Annotated in this window: 16 protein-coding genes; 10 read left to right on the plus strand and 6 right to left on the minus strand. The window is 68.5% G+C overall.

All coding sequences use genetic code 11. From position 1 onward, the window contains the following. Positions 1 to 18: 18 nt before the first annotated feature. Positions 19 to 1,128, minus strand: coding sequence for an LLM class flavin-dependent oxidoreductase (locus tag QZ814_RS01275; protein ID WP_294329229.1), 1,110 nt, complete (start codon positions 1,126 to 1,128; stop codon positions 19 to 21). A 24-nt stretch (positions 1,129 to 1,152) separates the two neighbouring features. Between QZ814_RS01275 and QZ814_RS01280 the strand changes: the two genes are divergently transcribed. Next, on the plus strand, positions 1,153 to 2,256 hold the full coding sequence (locus QZ814_RS01280) for a Gfo/Idh/MocA family oxidoreductase (protein WP_294329230.1): 1,104 nt from the start codon (positions 1,153 to 1,155) through the stop codon (positions 2,254 to 2,256). On the opposite strand, the gene QZ814_RS01285 is transcribed toward QZ814_RS01280, so the two are convergent. Continuing rightward, positions 2,238 to 3,464 carry an MFS transporter gene (locus QZ814_RS01285; protein ID WP_294329231.1) on the minus strand — a complete coding sequence of 409 codons (1,227 nt, stop codon included), beginning with the start codon at positions 3,462 to 3,464 and terminating at the stop codon, positions 2,238 to 2,240. The two genes, QZ814_RS01280 and QZ814_RS01285, sit on opposite strands and share 19 nt — an antisense overlap. Next, entirely contained in the window at positions 3,445 to 5,676 is a 2,232-nt protein-coding gene (locus tag QZ814_RS01290; RefSeq protein ID WP_294329232.1) for a TonB-dependent receptor, read from the minus strand. The genes QZ814_RS01285 and QZ814_RS01290 overlap by 20 nt, the downstream gene beginning before the upstream one ends. Before the next feature lie 242 nt (positions 5,677 to 5,918). On the opposite strand from QZ814_RS01290, the gene asd reads away from it, so the two are divergent. Further along, the gene (asd, locus tag QZ814_RS01295) at positions 5,919 to 6,770 is read left to right on the plus strand and encodes an archaetidylserine decarboxylase (RefSeq protein ID WP_294329233.1); all 852 of its coding nucleotides are present in this window, start codon (positions 5,919 to 5,921) and stop codon (positions 6,768 to 6,770) included. Between the two features lie 5 nt (positions 6,771 to 6,775). Here asd and QZ814_RS01300 read toward each other — a convergent pair whose 3' ends face one another. From QZ814_RS01300 to QZ814_RS01310, 3 genes are all read right to left on the minus strand, one after another. Then, complete coding sequence (locus QZ814_RS01300) at positions 6,776 to 8,146, minus strand: 50S ribosomal protein L11 methyltransferase (RefSeq protein WP_294329234.1); 1,371 nt, start codon at positions 8,144 to 8,146, stop codon at positions 6,776 to 6,778. A gap of 99 nt (positions 8,147 to 8,245) precedes the next feature. After that, positions 8,246 to 9,790: an ABC transporter permease/substrate-binding protein gene (locus QZ814_RS01305; RefSeq protein ID WP_294329235.1), complete on the minus strand. Its 1,545-nt coding sequence runs from the start codon at positions 9,788 to 9,790 to the stop codon at positions 8,246 to 8,248. Continuing rightward, positions 9,787 to 10,554: an ATP-binding cassette domain-containing protein gene (locus tag QZ814_RS01310; RefSeq protein ID WP_294329236.1), complete on the minus strand. Its 768-nt coding sequence runs from the start codon at positions 10,552 to 10,554 to the stop codon at positions 9,787 to 9,789. The genes QZ814_RS01305 and QZ814_RS01310 overlap by 4 nt, the downstream gene beginning before the upstream one ends. A 187-nt stretch (positions 10,555 to 10,741) precedes the next feature. On the opposite strand from QZ814_RS01310, the gene QZ814_RS01315 reads away from it, so the two are divergent. The 8 genes from QZ814_RS01315 to der all read left to right on the plus strand — a co-directional run bounded on the left by QZ814_RS01315 (position 10,742) and on the right by der (position 18,027). Continuing rightward, a complete protein-coding gene (locus QZ814_RS01315; protein WP_294329237.1) occupies positions 10,742 to 12,016 on the plus strand; it encodes a YceI family protein in 1,275 nt (424 codons plus the stop codon). After that, positions 12,013 to 12,426, plus strand: coding sequence for a GNAT family acetyltransferase (locus QZ814_RS01320; protein ID WP_294329238.1), 414 nt, complete (start codon positions 12,013 to 12,015; stop codon positions 12,424 to 12,426). The genes QZ814_RS01315 and QZ814_RS01320 overlap by 4 nt, the downstream gene beginning before the upstream one ends. 7 nt (positions 12,427 to 12,433) lie before the next feature. Continuing rightward, on the plus strand, positions 12,434 to 12,781 hold the full coding sequence (locus QZ814_RS01325) for an ArsC family reductase (RefSeq protein ID WP_294329239.1): 348 nt from the start codon (positions 12,434 to 12,436) through the stop codon (positions 12,779 to 12,781). 84 nt (positions 12,782 to 12,865) lie between these two features. Continuing rightward, positions 12,866 to 13,297 carry a hypothetical protein gene (locus tag QZ814_RS01330; RefSeq protein WP_294329240.1) on the plus strand — a complete coding sequence of 144 codons (432 nt, stop codon included), beginning with the start codon at positions 12,866 to 12,868 and terminating at the stop codon, positions 13,295 to 13,297. Positions 13,298 to 13,560: 263 nt separating this feature from the next. After that, a complete protein-coding gene (panB, locus tag QZ814_RS01335; protein ID WP_294329241.1) occupies positions 13,561 to 14,421 on the plus strand; it encodes a 3-methyl-2-oxobutanoate hydroxymethyltransferase in 861 nt (286 codons plus the stop codon). A gap of 73 nt (positions 14,422 to 14,494) precedes the next feature. Next, positions 14,495 to 15,208: a tetratricopeptide repeat protein gene (locus QZ814_RS01340; RefSeq protein WP_294329242.1), complete on the plus strand. Its 714-nt coding sequence runs from the start codon at positions 14,495 to 14,497 to the stop codon at positions 15,206 to 15,208. Beyond that, positions 15,205 to 16,536, plus strand: coding sequence for a PQQ-like beta-propeller repeat protein (locus QZ814_RS01345; protein ID WP_294329243.1), 1,332 nt, complete (start codon positions 15,205 to 15,207; stop codon positions 16,534 to 16,536). Before QZ814_RS01340 ends, QZ814_RS01345 begins: the two co-directional genes overlap by 4 nt. 123 nt (positions 16,537 to 16,659) lie before the next feature. Continuing rightward, positions 16,660 to 18,027: a ribosome biogenesis GTPase Der gene (gene der / locus QZ814_RS01350; protein WP_294329244.1), complete on the plus strand. Its 1,368-nt coding sequence runs from the start codon at positions 16,660 to 16,662 to the stop codon at positions 18,025 to 18,027. Positions 18,028 to 18,096: the final 69 nt, after the last annotated feature.

The following is an 18,096-nucleotide window of genomic DNA, read 5'->3' on the forward strand; positions in this document are numbered from 1 at the left end:
TGCGGCCACCGGGTTGCCTCAGGCGAGGAGGGGGCCATGCTCCAGCTTCGGCAGCACGTGCCGGGCGAACAGATCCGCCTCGGAGGCGTGCGGATAGCCGGAGAGGATGAATGCCTCGATGCCCAGCGCGCGATAGGCGTTGAGCTTGGCGAGCACCTGGTCGGGGTTCCCGACGATCGCCGCGCCGCAGCCCGAGCGGGCGCGGCCGATGCCGGTCCAGAGATTGTTCTCGACATAGCCGTCGCCGGCCGATGCCTCGCGCAGCTCGGCCTGGCGGCGGACGCCGGCGGACTGCGCGTCGAGCGAGCGGGCGCGGATCGCTTCCCCTTGCGCGGCATCGAGATGCGAGAGCAGCCGGTCGGCGGCGGTGCGCGCCTCCGCCTCGGTCTCGCGCACCACGACATGGACGCGGTAGCCGAAGCGCAGGGTGCGGCCGCGCTTGGCGGCGCGGGCACGCAGGTCGTCGAGCGTTGCGGCAACGGCGTCCAGCCGGTCCGGCCACATCAGGTACACGTCGGCGCCTTCCGCCGCGGCATCCCGCGCATCTTCCGAAAGACCGCCGAAATACAGCTGCGGCGCGCGGCCGGAGACGGTGGTGATGCGCGGCGGCTCGACCTTGAGCTGCCAGAACTCGCCCTGGTGATCCAGCGCCTCGCCGTTCAGCAGCGTCTTCAGGATGTGCATCGCCTCGATCGTCCGGCGATAGCGGGGCGCAGAGGCCAGCGTCTCGCCCGGCAGATCCGACGAGATGATGTTCACCGCGAGGCGCCCGCCGAGGATCCGGTCGATCGTGGCGATCTGGCGCGCGAGCTGCGGCGGCCAGCTCTCGCCGACGCGCACTGCCATCAACAGCCGGATGCGGCGCACCAGCGTGGCGATCGCGGCGGCGAAGGCGGTGGTGTCGATCCCCAGCGCATAGCCCGAGGGCAGCAGGATATTGTCGAACCCCGCGCTCTCGGCCACCATCACGATATCGCGGCAATGCTCCCAGCTGGAGAGCAGGCGCGGGTCCGGCTGGCCGAGAAACTCATAGTCATCGTCGCAAAGCGCGGAAAACCAGCTCACTTCGCAGGGGGGAAGTTGTTCTTGCTTGCCGGATGCGTCGGTCTGGGGATTGGGGGTGGTCATGAGTCAAAGCCTCTGGAGAAGATGATGGCGTCGCGAATTCGGTACGGTCTGGTCGGGTGCGGGATGATGGGCGTGGAGCATATCCGCAATCTCGCGATCACGCCCGGCGCGGAGCTGGTGGCGATCGCCGATCCGGTCGAGGCCTCGCTCGGCTGGGCGCGCGACGCGCTGGGCGGCAAGGCGCAGGACGTGACCGCCTACCGCGACGCCGAGGCGCTGTCCAAGCATGCCGGGCTCGACGCGGTGATCGTTGCCAGCCCCAACTTCACGCATCGGCAGACGGTGGCGCCGCTGTTCGATGCCGGCCTCCACATCCTGTGCGAGAAGCCGCTGGCGACGACGATCGAGGATGCGCGCTGGATCGCAGAGCGCGCCGCGCGCCACGACGCGGTGTTCTGGACGGCGATGGAATATCGCTACATGCCGCCGGTCGCCGCGCTGATCGCGGGCGTGCATGGCGGCGCAATCGGCCGGCTGCGGATGCTGGCGATGCGCGAGCACCGTTTCCCGTTCCTGGTGAAGGTGGACGACTGGAATCGCTTCGCCCGCAACACCGGCGGCACCATGGTCGAGAAATGCTGCCATTTCTTCGACCTGATGCGCTTCATCGTCCGCAGCGAGCCGGTGCGGGTCTATTGCTCGGGCGGGCAGGACGTGAACCACCTCGACGAGCGCTATGACGGCCAGGCGCCGGACATCGTCGACAACAGCTACACCGTGGTCGATTTCGCCGACGGCACCCGCGCGCTGCTCGACCTGTGCATGTTCGCCGACGGCGCCGAGGAGCAGGAGGAGATCGTCGCGACCGGCGATATCGCCCGGCTCGACGTCAGCATCCCCGGCAGCGTGCTCACCCGCGCGCCGCGCACCGGCTTCGGCAACCCCAAGGCGCCCGAGAAGCGCCGGATCGAGGTGGACGCGGCGGCGCTGGCGGCGGGATCGCACCATGGCTCGACCTTCTACCAGCATCAGGCCTTCGCCCGCGCGGTGCGAGGACAGGGGCCGGTGGAGGTGACCGCCGAGGACGGGCTCAAGGCCATCGCCATCGGCATGGCGGCGGAGATATCCTTACGGGAACACCGGGTGGTCGACATGGCCGAGCTGCTGGGTCAGCCCGCGTCCGCATAGGCGGTGCGCGGCAGGATCCAGCGCACCAGCAGCGCACCTGCGAGATAGGAAAAGGCCGCGATCCAGAACATCGGCGCATAGCCATGGCCATTGTCGAGCGACCAGCCGGCCAGCTCGAGAATGGCCATGCCGGCCAGGTTGCCGGCAAAGGCGCCGATGCCGATCACCGATCCGACGCGGTTGGCCGGGAAGATGTCGGTCGCCAGCCCGAACACGTTGGTCGAAAAGCCCTGGTGCGCGAATAGGGCAAGGCCGAGCAGCAGCGCGGCGACCCAGGGGTTGCTCGCCACCAGCACCAGCGGGATCGGCAGCACGAGCAGCGCATAGCCGAGCAGCGTCGCGTGGCGCACCCGCTCCGGCGTCCAGCCGCGCGCGAGCAGCCAGCCCGGCACCCAGCCGCCGCTGATCGCGCCCAACGCGGCGAGGCTGTACGCCAGCGCCACGGGGAGCCCCAGCGCGCCTTGCTCCAGCCCGAACTGGCGGTGGAACAGGTCGGGCGTCCAGAACAGCAGGAACCACCAGACCTGGTCGCTCAGCACCTTGGCGACGGCGATGGCGAGCGTCCGCCGGTCGCGCAGCAAGTAGAGCCACGGCACCTCCGAGCGCGGACCCCGCACGCTGGCGGCGGCGGGGACGTAGCGCAGCCAAACCGCCACCCAGACGAGGCCAAGGCCACCCGCGATCAGAAAGCTTCCCTTCCAGCCGACCCACAAGGCCAGCGCCGGGATCAGCAAGGGTGTGAGGATCGCCCCAAAATTGGGCGCAGTATTGCCGATGCCGAGCGCGCGCGAGCGCTCGACGGGCGGGAAGAAGGTGGCGGCGGACTTCACCGCGGCCGGAGTGCCGATCGACTCCGCCGCACCCAGCACGGCGCGTGCGGCGACGAACTGGGTAACGGTTGTGGCGAAGGCGTGCGCCATGCCCGCGACGCTCCACAGCGCCACGCCCAGCGCGAAGCCTCGCCGCAGCCCGACCCGGTCGAGAAACCAGCCGGTGCCGAGAAAGGCCAGCGCCGCCGCGAACTGGAAGGCCGAGGCCATGTGCGCATAGTCGCGGTCGGACCAGTGAAACTCGCCTTGCAACATGGGTTTCAGCAGGGCGAGGATCTGCCGGTCGACATAGTTCAGCATCACCGCGCCGAACACGAGCGCCAGGATCGCCCAGCGACCTTGCGCCCCGGCGGTGGTGTCAGTAGCGGATGCGCGCATTCAGGCCGACATAGCGATCATTGTCCCGCGGCACGTAACGGGCCACGCCCGCGGTGGTGCCATAGACCAGATAGTTCGAATAGTGCTGGTCGAGGATGTTCTTGACGAGCGCACGCAGCTCCCAGCGCTCGCCGCCGATCAGCGCGATGCTGGCGTTCCAGATGCCATAGGCGGGCTGGATCGTGTCCGGCGTCTGGGTGATCGCATATTGGGTCTTGGTCTTGTAGCTGGCGTCGGTCTGGAGCTCGACGGCAAGGCCGTCGGTGATCGGCAGCTTCCACGCCGCACCGCCGCTCAGCTTCCAGTCGGGCGCGAAGGGCAGGGGCTGGCCGTCGAGTGAGGTGCAACTGGTGCCCGCCGGGCAGTTGAAGTGGCGGATATGCGCATCGGTGCGCGCCACCGCGAAGTTCAGCGTCAGGCGATCGGTGGGCCGCGCGCTCAGATCGGCTTCGATGCCCTTGGTCTGCACCTTGCCGGCGTTGATCAGGCGGGTGACGATCGCCCCCAGATAGGTGTCCGAATAGTTTGCCTGGAAGCCGTCATAGTTCGTCAGATAGGCGGCGATGCCACCGCTCAGCCTGCCGTCGAACAGGCTGCCCTTCAGGCCGACTTCGTAGCTGGTCGAAGTCTCGGGCGCGAGCGGCTGGGCGTCGAACGCCTGCATGTTGAAGAAGACGTTGTACGCCGGGCCCTTATAGCCGCGCGAGAAGGTGAAGTAGGTGTTGGCGTTGGGCGCCAGCTTGTACTGGACGCCAAGGCGCGCGCTGTAATCCACCCGATCGGTCTTGCCGTTGCTGGCGAAGCTCGGGCGGATCCCGGCCACACCGGTCGCGGTGTCGGAAACGCGGGCATGGAAATAGGTCAGCGCGTCATGGATCAGGCGGCCGCCGGCGATGAAGGTCAGCTTGTCGGTGGCATGCAGGTTGGCCTCGCCGAACAGGGCATGGTTCTGCGCGCGGATGCCGTAGTTCGCCACGCCGCTGTTGGTTACCGGCGCCCCGCCCACCAGCTGGGTGACGCTGCGCTGGTAGCGCTCGTCGGTATCGGCGGCGAGCAGATAGGCGCCGACGACATAGTCGACCAGCCCGCCCTGCGGCGAGGCGAGGCGAATCTCCTGCGAGAACTGGTCGAAATCCACCCGGCCGTCGTCGCGGCCCTGCGGGAAGCCGATGGCGAGGATCGCGCGCGCGTCCCAGTCCGGGGTCTGGTGGTTGCGCCACTCGCGATAGGCGGTGATCGAGGTCAGCGTATAGCCGCCGCCCAGCCGCCAATCGAGCGTGACCGAGCCGCCATAGTTGCGGTCGCGCACCTCGGCGTCGAAATTGGTGTTGACCCGCTTGTTGTTGGCCGAGGGCGTGATGCCTTCCTGGGTGAGCAGCCCGGCCAGCGTCGCGTTCGGCGTCACCACATTGGTCGGGAAGGCGACGCGCGAGGCGCTGACATAGACGCCCTGCGGCGTATTGTCGCGATTGTAGAGATAGTCGCCGGCGAAGGTGATCGTCACATCGTCATTGGGCCGGGCGACGATCTTGCCGCGCACGCCCCAGCGGTCATAGCCGTTCACCTTGTGACCGGTGCCGGCGTTGAACACATTGCCCTTGTACGAGGCATAGAGTCCGCTCAGCGCATAGCCGATATTGCTGGTGATCGGACCGGAGACGCTGCCCTTGATGCGGCCCTCGCCGCCTTCGTAATAGCCGGCCTCCAGCGTCTCGGTCTGGACCTTGCTCGGCGCCTTGGTGACGAGGTTGATCACGCCGGCCGAGGCGTTCTTGCCGAACAGCGTGCCCTGCGGTCCGCGCAGCACCTCGAGATGGTCGAGATCGAGCAGGTCGAGCGTCGCCTGGCCCGGACGCACCAGCACCACCCCGTCGATCACCGTCGAGACCGAGCTTTCGACGCCGGGCGACGTGGTGATCGTGCCGACGCCGCGGACGAACACGGTACGGTCCTTGTTCGACTGGCCGGTGCGGAAGTCCACCGTCGGGATGATCGTCGACAGGTCCTGCAGCGTGTTGAGGTTGCGCGAGGCGGCGACATCGCCGTTCACCACCGAGACGGCGATCGGCACGTCCTGCAGATTCTCGTTGCGGAAGCGCGCGGTGACGACGATGTCGTTCGACTGTGCCGCCGGGGTGTTCGGCTCCTGCGCCTGTGCCAGCGCCGGCTGGGCAACCCCCGCCAGCAGGCTCGCCATCATCCACCCGTGCATGCGCCCCATTCCATCCTCCGCGATTGTTGTGCGAGGGGGTAATTCCGAGTTGCGTACTAGGAAAATAAGCTTTTGCTTGGGGACGGCAAAGCCAGCCTTCGCGGCGCCACAAAGACGTTTCCCGACAGGGGTGTAGCCGCACCTCTGTGGAAATGGACCGGGCCAGTCGGCGGCGAAGGAGAGGCTCGCATCCTGGCGCCGTCGACTGCTACAGGGATCGCCCGACCTGATAGGGAGCCTGAATGTCCGACCGTCTCGCCGTGCTGCTGCAACATGCCTTGCCGAAACGGCTGCTGACTTCGCTGGCCGGCCGGGCGGCGGGCGCGCGGGGCGGGGGGGCGACGCGCGCGGCGATCCGCCGGTTCGTCGCCCATTATGGCGTCGATATGGGCGAGGCGGCCGATCCGGAGATCGCCAGCTATGCCAGCTTCAACGACTTCTTCACCCGCGCGCTGAAGCCGGGCGCCCGCCCCATCGCGGATGCGGCTTTCGTGAGTCCCGTCGATGGCGCGATCAGCCAGTTGGGTGCGATCGACGACGACCAGATCGTCCAGGCCAAGGGGCATCGCTACACCACCACCGCGCTGCTGGGCGGGGACGCGACGCTGGCGGCGGCGTTTCGCCATGGCAGCTTCGCCAACCTCTATCTGTCGCCGCGCGACTATCATCGCCTGCACATGCCCTGCACCGGCCGGCTGACGCGCATGATTCATATTCCCGGCAGCCTGTTCTCGGTGAACCCGGTCACCGCGCGCGGCGTGCCGGGCCTGTTCGCGCGCAACGAGCGCGTCGTGTGCCTGTTCGAAAGCGCCGAGCATGGCCCGTTCGCAATGGTGCTGGTCGGCGCGACGATCGTCGGCAGCATCGCGACGGTGTGGCACGGCGTGGTAAACGCCAGGCGCACCGGGCGCCCGAGCGAATGGACCTATGACGATCAGGCGATCGTGCTGGAGCAGGGCGCGGAAATGGGCCGCTTCCTGCTCGGCTCCACCGTCGTGATGCTGTTCCGCCAGGGTGCGATCACGTTCGAGCAACGCTGGGCGCCGGAACGGCCGGTGCGGCTCGGCGAGCGAATGGGCGACCGGCCGGCCTGATCCACTCAGGCGGGCTGGGCGGGCAGCGGCCAGAGGATCAGCGTGATCCGGTCATGGCCGACCGCGATGTCGAGATGCTCGCCCGCCACCACGTTGATCGGCGCCGGGAAGCTGTGCAGCACCTGCAGCCAGCCGCCATCGGCATAGCCATCGGGGTGGTTGTCGAAGGTCACGCCTTCCCACAGATCGATGTGCATCCACTGGACGATGCCGATCGCCCGCCCGCTGGCGGTGACCGGGATGCGCAGCCGGGCGAGGGTGGCGTCGTGCTTCTTCTGGGTGAGGTCGAGGCGGACCAGTTCGACATCGTCGGACAGGCGCTGCCAGCCGGTCATCGTGCCGTGGATCGGCAGCCGCTGCGGCGCGAAGGCGGCGAAGGCGGAAAGGTCGAAGCCGGAAACCTCGCCGACAAAGGCATAGTCGGCCAGCGTGTCGCTCGCCACCAGGCACCCCATCGCGCTGGCGGCGTTGGGGATCACCAGCGCATCGGGGGCGAGCAGGCGGCGATGCGCGTCCTCGAAGGTATCGAGCACCTTCTCGGTCAGCAGGTCGCTGGAGAGAATTTCGGAGACGAGGATGTCGGCCGGGCCGTCCAGCTCCGCGCCGATCGCCAGTTCGGTCGAGGGCTTGGCGTGGACGGTGATGCGGTCTCTGTAGCCGTTCTGCGCGACGATCTGCTGCGCCATCTCGGCGATCAGCGGCTCCATCTCGCACGCCACCACACGCTCGGCACCGGCCCGCGCCGCCATCAGCGACAAGAGGCCGCTGCCCGCGCCGATATCGAGCACGCGCGCGCCCGTGCCCTTGCGCGCGATCGCCGCCTGGATCGCAGCTTCGAACGCGTCGTTGCGCGGCGCGTCGTTCATCATCGGGATGTGCCAGAAGGGCACCGCGCCCGAGCCGAGCCGGCGGACCTGGTGGCGCAGGTGCAGATTGTCCGGCTGCAGCGCGAGCGCGCGGCGGAAGTGCTGGATCGCCTCGAGGTTGCGGCCGGCATCGGCGAGCACCACCGCGAGATTGCCGATCGCGATCGGATTGTCGGGATCGAGCGCGTTCGCCCGTTCCAGCGCGGCAATCGCCTCGTCCGTGCGATTGAGCCAGTGGAGCGTCAGCCCCTTTTCGTGGAGCGCCACCGCATCCTCGGGCGCGATCTCGAGCAGTTGGTCCCAGGCGACGAGCGCATCCTCGGCGCGGGAAAGGCGCCCGAGCAGCCCGGCGAGCAGCGGCAGCACCTCGGCCGCGCGATAGCCCTGCGCCAGTACCGCCCGGTAGCCCGTCTCGGCACCTTCCAGATCGCCCTGCTCGTGCAGCGCCATGGCCGCAGCCAGTGTCGCGCGCGCTTCGTCGAGCCGATGGGGAGAGGCGAGGTCGGTCAAGCGTCGGGTCCTTGGATTGTCGCAAAAGCGGCGAACTGTGCTCGATAGGCCAATCGCGGCCGGCAGCGATAGCCCCGTATCGTCGTCGCGGTGCGGCCGCTACGGCGTGGCGATGGGGCGGGGTGGGGAGAGATGCGTGCCCAGCCACCGGGCCGCCGCGTCGGGGCTTTGCTTGTCGGTATCGCGATCGACCTGCAAATTGGCCTCGCGCATCCGCTCCACGGAAATCGCGCCGATCAGCGGGCGCAGGGCCGACTGGAAACGCTGGTCGTGGGCACGCGCGGGCGCGATCAGCAGGATCGCGTCGTAGCCGGGGATCGCACCCTTGGGATCCTTCAGCACCGCCAGCCCCTGCGCGGCGATGCGACCGTCCGAGGAGAAGGCGGGGATCACGTCGGCTGCGCCGCTGGCCAGCGCCCGGTACATGAAGGTCGGCTGATAGGGGTGCGCCTCGGCGAAGCGCAGGCCATAGGCCGCCTGTACCGCCTTCCATTCGGAGCGCTCGAGAAATTCGATGTCGGTGGCGAGCTTCAGCGACGGGGCTACCCCGGCGAGATCGGCGATGGTCGCGATGCCGCGGCGGCGGGCGTCGTCGCCGCGCATCACGAAGGCATAGGCATTCTCGAAGCCGAGCGGCCCGAGCAGCGTGACGTTGCTGGTCCGCTTCGCCCAATCGGCGACGCCGCGGACGATCTCGGCGCGCGGCGGCACGTCGCTGCGGTGCATCTGGTTGGTCCAGATCGTGCCCGAATAGTCGACATAGACGTCGATCGCATTGCTTGCGAGCGCACCATAGGCGACGCCCGAGCCCAGCCCCTCGCGGTAGCGCACCGCATAGCCCGCCGCCTCCAGCCGCGCGCCGATCAGCCGGGCAAGGATATATTGCTCGGAAAAGCCCTTGGCGCCGATCGTCACCGTGCCGCGTGCGGCCGGCCAGGCAGGCGCGAGTGTCGCCATGCCGCCCGCGACGAGCAGTCCGAGGCTGAGCCACACCAACCCCCGGCGACGGCGCGCAATGCCCCATTCGGCGAGGCCCAGCAGCGCATCGACCGCCAGCGCGAGGGCAGCGGCGACGATGCAGCCCGCCAGCACCAGCGCCCAGTTCTGGGTCTGCAGCCCGGCGAAGATCAGGTCGCCCAGGCTCGGCTGGCCGACGGTGGTGGAGAGCGTGGCGGCGCCGATCGTCCATACCGCGGCGGTGCGGATGCCGGCCATCACCACCGGTGCGACCAGCGGTGCCTCGACCAGCCACAGCGTCTGCCACCGCGTCATGCCCACGCCGTCCGCCGCCTCCCGCACGGCGGGATCGAGCGTGGCGAGCCCGGTCACCGCGTTGCGCAGGATCGGCAGCAGCGCATAGAGGGTTAGCGCGAGCAGCGAGGGCAGGAAGCCCAGCGCCGGGATGCCGCCGCCGACCAGCGTGGAAAGCGAGAGCAGCAACGGGTAGAACAGCGCCAGCAGCGCCAGGCTGGGGATGGTCTGGATCAGGCTCGCCAGACCCAGTGCCACCCGCGCCACGCCGCGATGGTGCGCCGAGAGCACCGCCAGCGGCAGGCTGATCGCGATGCCGAGCAGCAGCGCGGCCATGGCGAGCAGCAGGTGCTGCGCCAGCAATTCGGGCACGCGGGCAAAGGCAGCGGTCATCGGCCGAGCGCCGCCAGTCGCTCGGCCTGATCGCGCGGCACCGCGACCAGCGCATCGGCGGCGGCGCCGCCCTTGCCGGCGAGCAGCTCGCGCGGCGTCGCATCGCCGACGACGCGGCCCGCCTCCATCACCAGGACGCGATCGGCGAGCAGCAGCGCCTCCGCCATGTCGTGGGTCACCAGAATGGTGGTGAGCCCCATGTTTTCGTGCAGCCCCCGGATCGCCTTGCCCAGCGCATCGCGGGTCACCGGGTCCAGCGCGCCGAACGGTTCGTCCATCAGCAGCAATTTGGGGCCGGTGGCCAGTGCGCGGGCGACGCCGACGCGCTGGCGCTGCCCGCCCGACAGCGCATCGGGCGCGCGATCGGTCATCGTCTCCGGCAGATCGACCAGGCGGAGCAGTTCGGCGACGCGGGCCGCGCGGTCCCGCACCCCCGCCAGCTTGAGGCCGATCGCGACATTCTCGCCCACCGTGAGGTGCGGAAACAGCCCGACATTCTGGAAGACATAGCCGATCCGGCGGCGGAGCAGATGCGCCGGTTCGGCATCGACCGGGGCACCGTCGATCGTCACGCGGCCTGCACTGGGTTCGACCAGCCGGTTGATCATCTTGAGCAGTGTCGACTTGCCCGAGCCGGAGGCCCCGACCAGCGCGACGAAGCTTCCGCCGGCAATCTCCAGCGAAACATCGTCCACCGCCCGCACGCCCTTCGCATAGGATTTGCCGACGCCTTCAAAGGCGATGCTGCGCAGGGGATCGGGCATTGCCGCGGTTGTGCGGAATGTGCCCGCAAAGGTCAAAGCCCTTGCGGCGTGCGACGACAGCTTCCGGAACGCTGTGTTTCCAGCCGCTGCTATTGCCTGGCGGCGGCGGCTGGGCGCAACAAAGGATCGTTGCGGCGCCGATTCGGCTAACGAGGGCGCAGGGATTTTTCGAAAAGCGAGGCGCAGAGTGGCGAAGCTCACCGAACGATATAACGGGATTGCGATCCTGCTGCACTGGGCGCTGGCCCTGTTGCTGCTCTTCCAGCTCGGCCTCGGCTGGTCGCTGGAGGATCTGCCCAATTCCACCCGCTTCATCGCCTTCCAGTTCCACAAGTCGGTGGGCATTCTGATCCTCGTGCTGTCGCTCGCGCGGTTGCTGGTGCGGCTGGCGGTGCCACGCCCGGCGGCGGCAGACGGCCCCGCGCCGGTGAAGCTGCTCGCGAGCGCGGTGCACTGGCTGCTCTACGGCGTGATGATCCTGGGGCCGCTGACCGGCTGGATCATCGTCTCGACCGCGCGGGTGAAATTGCCGACGCTGCTGTTCGGGCTGGTGCCGCTGCCGCATCTGCCGGTGAGCGCGGCGCTCAACGTGCCCGCGGAGAGAATCCATGGCCTGATCGGCTTGCTGCTCGCCGGGCTGTTCGTGCTGCACGTCGCGGGGGCGCTGCGGCACCATCTGCTGCGCGACGATCTGATCGCGCGGATGATGCCGGCGGCGGTCGGCCGTCGCCCGGCGCTGTCGATCGCGGTGGTGGTGGCGCTCGCCGCCTGCGTCGCGGCGTTCCTCACCGGCTCATGGCGCTATCGCGGCCATGCCGAGGCGCCGCTGCCGTCGCAGCCGCTGCCCAGCCCGGTCTCGACTCCCGACGTGCCGCTCGCCCCCGCAGCGCCGACTCCGGCGCCGGAGGCGTCGGCCAGCCCGGCACCGAGCCCGTCGCCCTCGGCTTCGGCGACCAGCGCAGCCGTACCGGTGCGCAGCTGGAAGCTGGCTCCGGGCGGCTCGCTCGGCTTCCACACCGTCTATAGCGGCGAGCCGATCAACGGCCGCTTCACCCGCTGGACTGCCGATATCCAGTTCAGCCCCGACGACCTCGCCCATTCGAAGATCGCGGTCGATGTCGACCTTGCCTCGGTCAGCAGCGGCGATTCGGAGCGCGACGATACGCTGAAGGGCGACGATTTCTTCGGGATCGGCGCGCATCCCAAGGCGCATTTCGCTGCCACCCGCATCCGCAAGCAGGGCAATGGCTATGTCGCCGACGGCACGCTCGATCTGGCGGGTGCCAGCAAGCCGGTGCCGGTGAGCTTCACGCTCAAGATCGACGGCAACCACGCCCAGGCCAGCGGCACTGCGACCGTGAAGCGCCTGAGCTTCGGCGTCGGCAAGGGGCAGTGGAGCGACGCGAGCACGATCCCGGACGGCATCGCCGTCAGCTTCCGCTTCGCCGCCGACGCGAAGTGACGCACCTCCTCGAAGCGACCGCCGCCGATCGTTCGGCGGTGGTCGCCTTGTGGCAGGCGGCCGGCCTCACCCGGCCGTGGAACGACCCCGGTGCGGATTTCGACCGGGCGGTGGCGGGCGCGACCTCGACCATCCTGCTGCTCCGCGACGGCGAGACGCTGCTCGGCAGCGCGATGGTCGGCGATGACGGGCATCGCGGCTGGATCTATTATCTTGCGGTGGCCGAGGCGGCGCGCGGGCAGGGGCATGGCCGCGCGCTGATGGCGGCGGCCGAAAGCTGGCTGCGCGCGCGGGGCTGCCCCAAGCTCCAGCTGATGGTCCGCGAAGGCAATGCTGCGGCGATCGGTTTCTACCGCGCGCTGGGACTGGAGCCTCAGCCGGTTGTGACGCTCGGCCGTTTCCTCCACTAGGGGCGGCATGACGATAGCGCTCTACGGCATCAAGAACTGCGACACGATGAAGAAGGCCCGGGCCTGGCTCGACGCCAATGCGGTCGCCTATGTGTTCCATGACTATAAGGCGGAAGGCGTCGATCCGGCGCGGCTCGCGCGCTGGGTCGAAGCAGAAGGCTGGGAACCGCTGCTCAATCGTGCCGGCACCACCTTCCGCAAGCTGCCCGATGCCGACAAGGTCGATCTCGATTCGGCCAAGGCAAGCGCGCTGATGATCGCGCAGCCTTCGATGATCAAACGGCCGGTGCTGGAATATCCGGGCGGAATTCTGATCGGATTCGCGGTGGAACGCTACGCCCGCGCGTTGCTCTGAGGGTGATATTTCCGCGACTTCGTGGTCTAAGCTCCGTGTTTATCCTAGATTAACATTGTAACAGACGCGGAATATTGGGGTCGCATGGCATCCTACATTCGACAACGACCGGCCAGCTGGTTCCGGACCGTCGCGACGATGCTCCTCCTGTGGGGGCTGCTCGGCTGCCTTATTTTCTATTCCCATGCCACCCTCTCGCCCCAGCGCGCGAGTGAGCTCGCCTTCTGGAATTGGGAATATTATCAGGCGGTTCCCCGCTGGTTCCTGGTCGATTACGCGATCGGCGTCGGCGCCAGCCTGCTCGGGTCGCTGGCGATGCTGCGCCGCTCGCGCAAGGCGAACATTCTCTACGTCGTGTCGCTCGCGGCGGTGATCGTGCAGTTCGGCTATCTGTTCGCGACCGGCATGGTGTCCGGTCCGGTTCAGGCGTTCGTGATTCCGGCGTTCATCCTGGGCGTGGCGATCTTCCAGATCTGGCTCGCCGGCATGGCGACGCGGCGCGGCTGGATCCGCTGATAGCGTAGATCCTCCCCTGCGAGGGCAGGGCATAGCAGCTGGGCAAAACACCGCGTCATCCCCGCGAAGGCGGGGATCCATTGACGCTGACGCGGCGGTTCTTTCCCCAAGCGTCGAGGGCAATGAATTCCCGCCTTCGCGGGAATGACGATGGGTTTTCGAGATGCCGCCGACCCTCGGCTTCATATGGATAGCCCTGCCGGCACGGGCGGGATTTCCTGCAGCACTGGCGGCGGCGGCCGCGAGCCGCTAGACCCCGCGCCATGTCGCATCAGCTCACCCTCGATACCGCCACCAGCCGCGCCAACCCCACGCCCGCGCCGATGAAGCGCGTCACCGTGCCGGCGATCCGCAAGCGCAAGGGCGGCGAGCCGCTGGTGATGCTCACCGCCTACACGGTCCGGATGGCGCAGCTGATGGACGAGCAGTGCGACATGCTGCTGGTCGGCGACAGCCTCGGCCAGGTGATCTACGGCCTGCCGTCCACCGTGCCGGTCACGCTCGAGATGATGGCGGCGCACGGCGCTGCGGTAGTGCGCGGCAGCTACCACGCGCTGGTGGTGATCGACATGCCGTTCGGCAGCTACGAATCCTCGCCGCAACAGGCGTTCGAGAGCGCCGCGCGGCTGCTCAAGGAAACCGGCGCGGCGGCGGTGAAGCTCGAAGGCGGCGCGGCGATGGCGCCGACGGTCCAGTTCCTCAACGAGCGCGGCATTCCGGTGATCGGCCATATCGGGCTCACCCCGCAGGCGATCAACGTGCTTGGCGGCTATGGCGCGCGCGGTCGCAGCGATGCCGAGCGCGCAAAGCTGGTCGGCGACGCGGTGGCGATGGACGCGGCCGGCGCCTTCGCGATCGTCGTCGAGGGCGTGGTCGAGCCGATCGCGGTGGAGATCACGAGCAAGGTCCAATGCCCCACCATCGGCATCGGCGCCTCGGCCCAGTGCGATGGCCAGGTGCTCGTCGCCGAGGACATGCTCGGCCTGTTCGAGCGCACGCCCCGCTTCGTGAAGCGCTATGACGACATGGCCGGCCGCATTTCCGCCGCGGTTGAAACCTATGCCGCCGAGGTACGGGCCCGGGTCTTTCCGGGACCGGATCAGGTCTATGCGCCGAAGGACTGACGGAGTAGGGCGATTTGCGTTCACGGCACGCGGCGCTAAGGTCCGCGGCCGCATCAGACCCATGGAGTAGATTTTGGCGCTTCCTCCTTCCGGTACCACCGACGAGGCCTTTCTTCGCGAAGTCGACGAGGAATATCGTCGTGACCAGCTGATCCGCGCCGGCCGTCGCTATGGCGTGTGGGTCGCGGCCGGCGTCGTCCTGTTCCTGATCGCGGTCGCCGGCTGGCTCTATTACGACCACACCCAGCGCACCGCCGCCGAGGCGCGGGGCGAGGAATATGACGCCGCCCTCCAGCTCGCCGCGCAGAACCAGGCCGCCCAGGCGACGCCGGCGCTCGACAAGCTGGCGCAGGGCGAGGACGGCTATGCCGCAATGGCGCGCTTCACCGAGGGCAATCTGCTGTTCCAGCGCGGCGACAAGAAGGGCGCAGCGGCCAAGTTCGCCAGCGTGGTGACCGATGCCAAGCTCGCCCAGCCGTTCCGCGACGTGGCGCTGGTGCGCCAGACCCAGGCCGAGTTCGACACGCTCAAGCCGCAGGACGTGATCCAGCGCCTCGGCACCTTCGCCAACCCCGATTCGCCCTGGTTCGGTTCGGCCGGCGAGATGGTGGCGGCCGCCTATCTGAAATCGGGCAAGCGCGCCGAGGCCGCGAAGCTCTATCGCCAGCTGAGCGAGGCGGGGACCCGCGTGCCGGATTCGATCCGCGAACGCACCGCCGAACTCGCCAAGACGCTCTCGGTCGCCCCGACGACGACCGCCCAGACCCAGGAAAAGCAAGCTAAATGAACACGAAGGTTCGCGTTGTAACGGCAGTGGCCGCGCTCGCGCTGGTGAGCGGCTGCGGTGTCTTCAAGGGCAGCGGCGGCAAGAAGACGCCCGTGCTCGGCGAGCGCGTGCCGATCCTGATGACCGAGAACGACATCACTTCGGACAAGACGCTGGCCGGCATTGAGGTGCAGCTGCCCGAGGCAACGGTGAACGAGAACTGGAGCCAGCCGGGCGGCAGCGCGAGCAAGGCGATGGGGCATCTGGCGCTGGGCGAGTCGCTGTCGCGCCTCTGGTCGCGTCAGGTCGCCAAGCCGTCGAAGAGCGAGCGGCTCGCCGCCTCGCCGGTGATCGAAGGCAACAAGCTGTTCGTGATCGACCAGGCGGGCGTCGTCCATGCGATGGCCGCGGACACCGGCAACGAGCTGTGGAAGGCGAATACCGGCGCAGGCGCCGACAAGCGCAGCCGCGGCGCGCTGTTCGGCGGCGGCGTCAGCGTCGAGGGCGACCGGGTGTTCGCGTCGAACGGCCTGGGCGACGTGGTCGCGCTGCAGGAAGCGGACGGCAAGGAAGTCTGGCGCAAGCGCCCCGGCGGCCCCCTGCGCGGTGCACCGACGCTGGCCAACGGCAATGTCTATGTGGTCACGCAGGACAACCAGCTGTTCGCGCTGACCCAGGACAAGGGCGAGGTCTCCTGGACCGCGACCGCCAGCCTCGAATCGCAGGGCGTGTTCGGCGTCGCGGCGCCTGCCTCGGCGCAGGGCACGGTGATTGCGGGCTTCTCCTCGGGCGAGCTCAACGCCTATCGCTACGAGAACGGCCTGTCGCTGTGGGGCGACGTACTCACCCGCAACACCATGACCACCTCGGTCTCGTCGCTGTCGGACATCGACGCCGAGCCGGTGATCGACCAGGGCCGCGTCTATGCGCTCGGCGAGGGTGGCCGGATGGTCGCGGTGGACATCACCAGCGGCTCGACCCTATGGGAGCAGAGCATCGGCGGCCTCGCCTCGCCCTATGCGGCGGGCGAGTGGCTGTTCGTGGTGACCGACGATGCGCGCCTGCTCTGCCTGTCGCGCAGCAACGGCAAGCCGCGCTGGATCGTCCAGCTGCAGAAGTACAAGAACGAGAAGAAGCTGAAGAACCCGGTGGCCTGGAAGGGCCCGATCGTGGCCGGCGGTCGCCTGCTCCTGATCAACACGCTGGGCCAGATCGTCTCGGTGTCGCCGAAGGATGGCAGCGTGCTCTCCACCAAGGAGACCAAGGATCCGCTGTCGCTCGCCCCGGTGATCGCCAACCAGACGCTCTATCTGCTCGACGACAAGGGTCGCCTGACCGCCTATCGTTGAGCCCGCTGCCCCGGCGCGTTGCCGGGCAGAAAACCCATAAGGGGGCCGGAGCGCAGCGCTCCGGCCCCTGTCGTTTTTTCGGCGACTTTGCGTCGTCCTTTCGTCTGCGTTAGAGAATCGATCATGCCTTTGCCCACCGTCGCCATCATCGGACGCCCCAATGTGGGCAAGTCGACGCTGTTCAACCGGCTGGTCGGAAAGCGCCTCGCGCTGGTCGACGACCAGCCCGGCGTCACCCGCGATCGCCGCGAGGGCGATGCCAACCTGCTCGGTCTCGAATTCCGGGTGATCGATACTGCCGGCTATGAGGATGAGGACGCCGCGACGCTTCCCGGCCGGATGCGCGCGCAGACCGAGGCGGCGGTGCGCGAGGCGGACGTCTCGCTGTTCCTGATCGACTCGCGCGCGGGGGTGACCCCGCTCGACGAGGAAATCGCCCGCTGGTTGCGCTCGACCGATCGGCCGGTGGTGCTGATGGCCAACAAGGCCGAGGGCCGCGCCGGCGAGACCGGTGTGCTGGAGGCGATGGCGCTGGGCCTGGGCAATCCGATCCCCTTCTCGGCAGAGCATGGCGAAGGCGTGGTCGACCTGTTCGAGGCGCTGCTGCCGCATGTCGACCGCGACGAGGAAGAGCCGGAGGAGGATCCGGAGAGCCCCGACGCGCCGCTCAAGCTGGCGATCGTCGGCCGCCCGAATGCGGGCAAGTCGACGCTGGTCAACCGCATCCTCGGCGAGGACCGGATGATCACCGGGCCCGAGGCGGGCATCACCCGCGACTCGATCTCCATCGACTATGAGTGGACCGATTTCGAGGACAAGCCGCGCAAGGTGCGGCTGGTCGACACCGCCGGCCTTCGCAAGAAGGCGCGCGTCGAGGAGAAGCTGGAAAAGCTCTCGGTTGCCGACACGCTGCGCTCGATCGATTTTGCCGAAGTCGTGGTGCTGCTGCTCGACGCGACGCGCGGGCTGGAGGTGCAGGACCTCAAAATCGCCGATCGTGTGCTGCAGGAAGGCCGCGCGCTGATCATCGCGATGAACAAGTGGGACGTGGCGGAAAACGCCTCCAGCCTGTTCAACGGCGTGAAGGGCGCGCTGGACGAGGGGCTGGCGCAGGTGAAGGGCGTGCCGCTGCTCACCGTCTCGGCAGTGACCGGCAAGGGGATCGACACGCTGATGCGCGTGGCGTTCGAGACCCGCGACGCCTGGTCGCGGCGCGTTTCGACCGGCCAGCTCAACCGCTGGTTCGAGCGCGCGATCGAGGCCAATCCGCCGCCCGCCCCCGGCGGCAAGCGGATCAAGCCGCGCTACGTCACGCAGAACAAGACGCGCCCGCCCAGCTTCGTGCTGTTCGGCACCCGCGTCGATCTGCTGCCGATGAGCTATCAGCGCTACCTGATCAACGGTCTGCGCCGCGAGTTCGATTTCGGCGCGGTGCCGGTGCGGCTCGTGCTGCGCGCGCCGAAGAACCCGTTCGACCGCGACAAGGAATAAGGCGCGGCTGGGGGCTACGTATCCGCGTTCGCAAGCCGCCCACGCCCCGTACCGCACCACCTGCCGTCA

It is taken from the genome of uncultured Sphingomonas sp. (assembly GCF_913777625.1).
Taxonomy (GTDB): domain Bacteria; phylum Pseudomonadota; class Alphaproteobacteria; order Sphingomonadales; family Sphingomonadaceae; genus Sphingomonas.

Excerpts from the sequence above, each read along its gene's own strand:
- panB (WP_294329241.1), top strand. The coding sequence starts at position 13,561 with ATGTCGCATCAGCTCACCCTCGATACCGCCACCAGCCGCGCCAACCCC.
- QZ814_RS01330 (WP_294329240.1), top strand. The coding sequence starts at position 12,866 with ATGGCATCCTACATTCGACAACGACCGGCCAGCTGGTTCCGGACCGTC.
- QZ814_RS01290 (WP_294329232.1), bottom strand. The coding sequence starts at position 5,676 with ATGCACGGGTGGATGATGGCGAGCCTGCTGGCGGGGGTTGCCCAGCCG.
- asd (WP_294329233.1), top strand. The coding sequence starts at position 5,919 with ATGTCCGACCGTCTCGCCGTGCTGCTGCAACATGCCTTGCCGAAACGG.
- QZ814_RS01345 (WP_294329243.1), top strand. The coding sequence starts at position 15,205 with ATGAACACGAAGGTTCGCGTTGTAACGGCAGTGGCCGCGCTCGCGCTG.
- QZ814_RS01310 (WP_294329236.1), bottom strand. The coding sequence starts at position 10,554 with ATGCCCGATCCCCTGCGCAGCATCGCCTTTGAAGGCGTCGGCAAATCC.
- der (WP_294329244.1), top strand. The coding sequence starts at position 16,660 with ATGCCTTTGCCCACCGTCGCCATCATCGGACGCCCCAATGTGGGCAAG.
- QZ814_RS01305 (WP_294329235.1), bottom strand. The coding sequence starts at position 9,790 with ATGACCGCTGCCTTTGCCCGCGTGCCCGAATTGCTGGCGCAGCACCTG.
- QZ814_RS01285 (WP_294329231.1), bottom strand. The coding sequence starts at position 3,464 with ATGCGCGCATCCGCTACTGACACCACCGCCGGGGCGCAAGGTCGCTGG.
- QZ814_RS01325 (WP_294329239.1), top strand. The coding sequence starts at position 12,434 with ATGACGATAGCGCTCTACGGCATCAAGAACTGCGACACGATGAAGAAG.
- QZ814_RS01275 (WP_294329229.1), bottom strand. The coding sequence starts at position 1,128 with ATGACCACCCCCAATCCCCAGACCGACGCATCCGGCAAGCAAGAACAA.
- QZ814_RS01280 (WP_294329230.1), top strand. The coding sequence starts at position 1,153 with ATGGCGTCGCGAATTCGGTACGGTCTGGTCGGGTGCGGGATGATGGGC.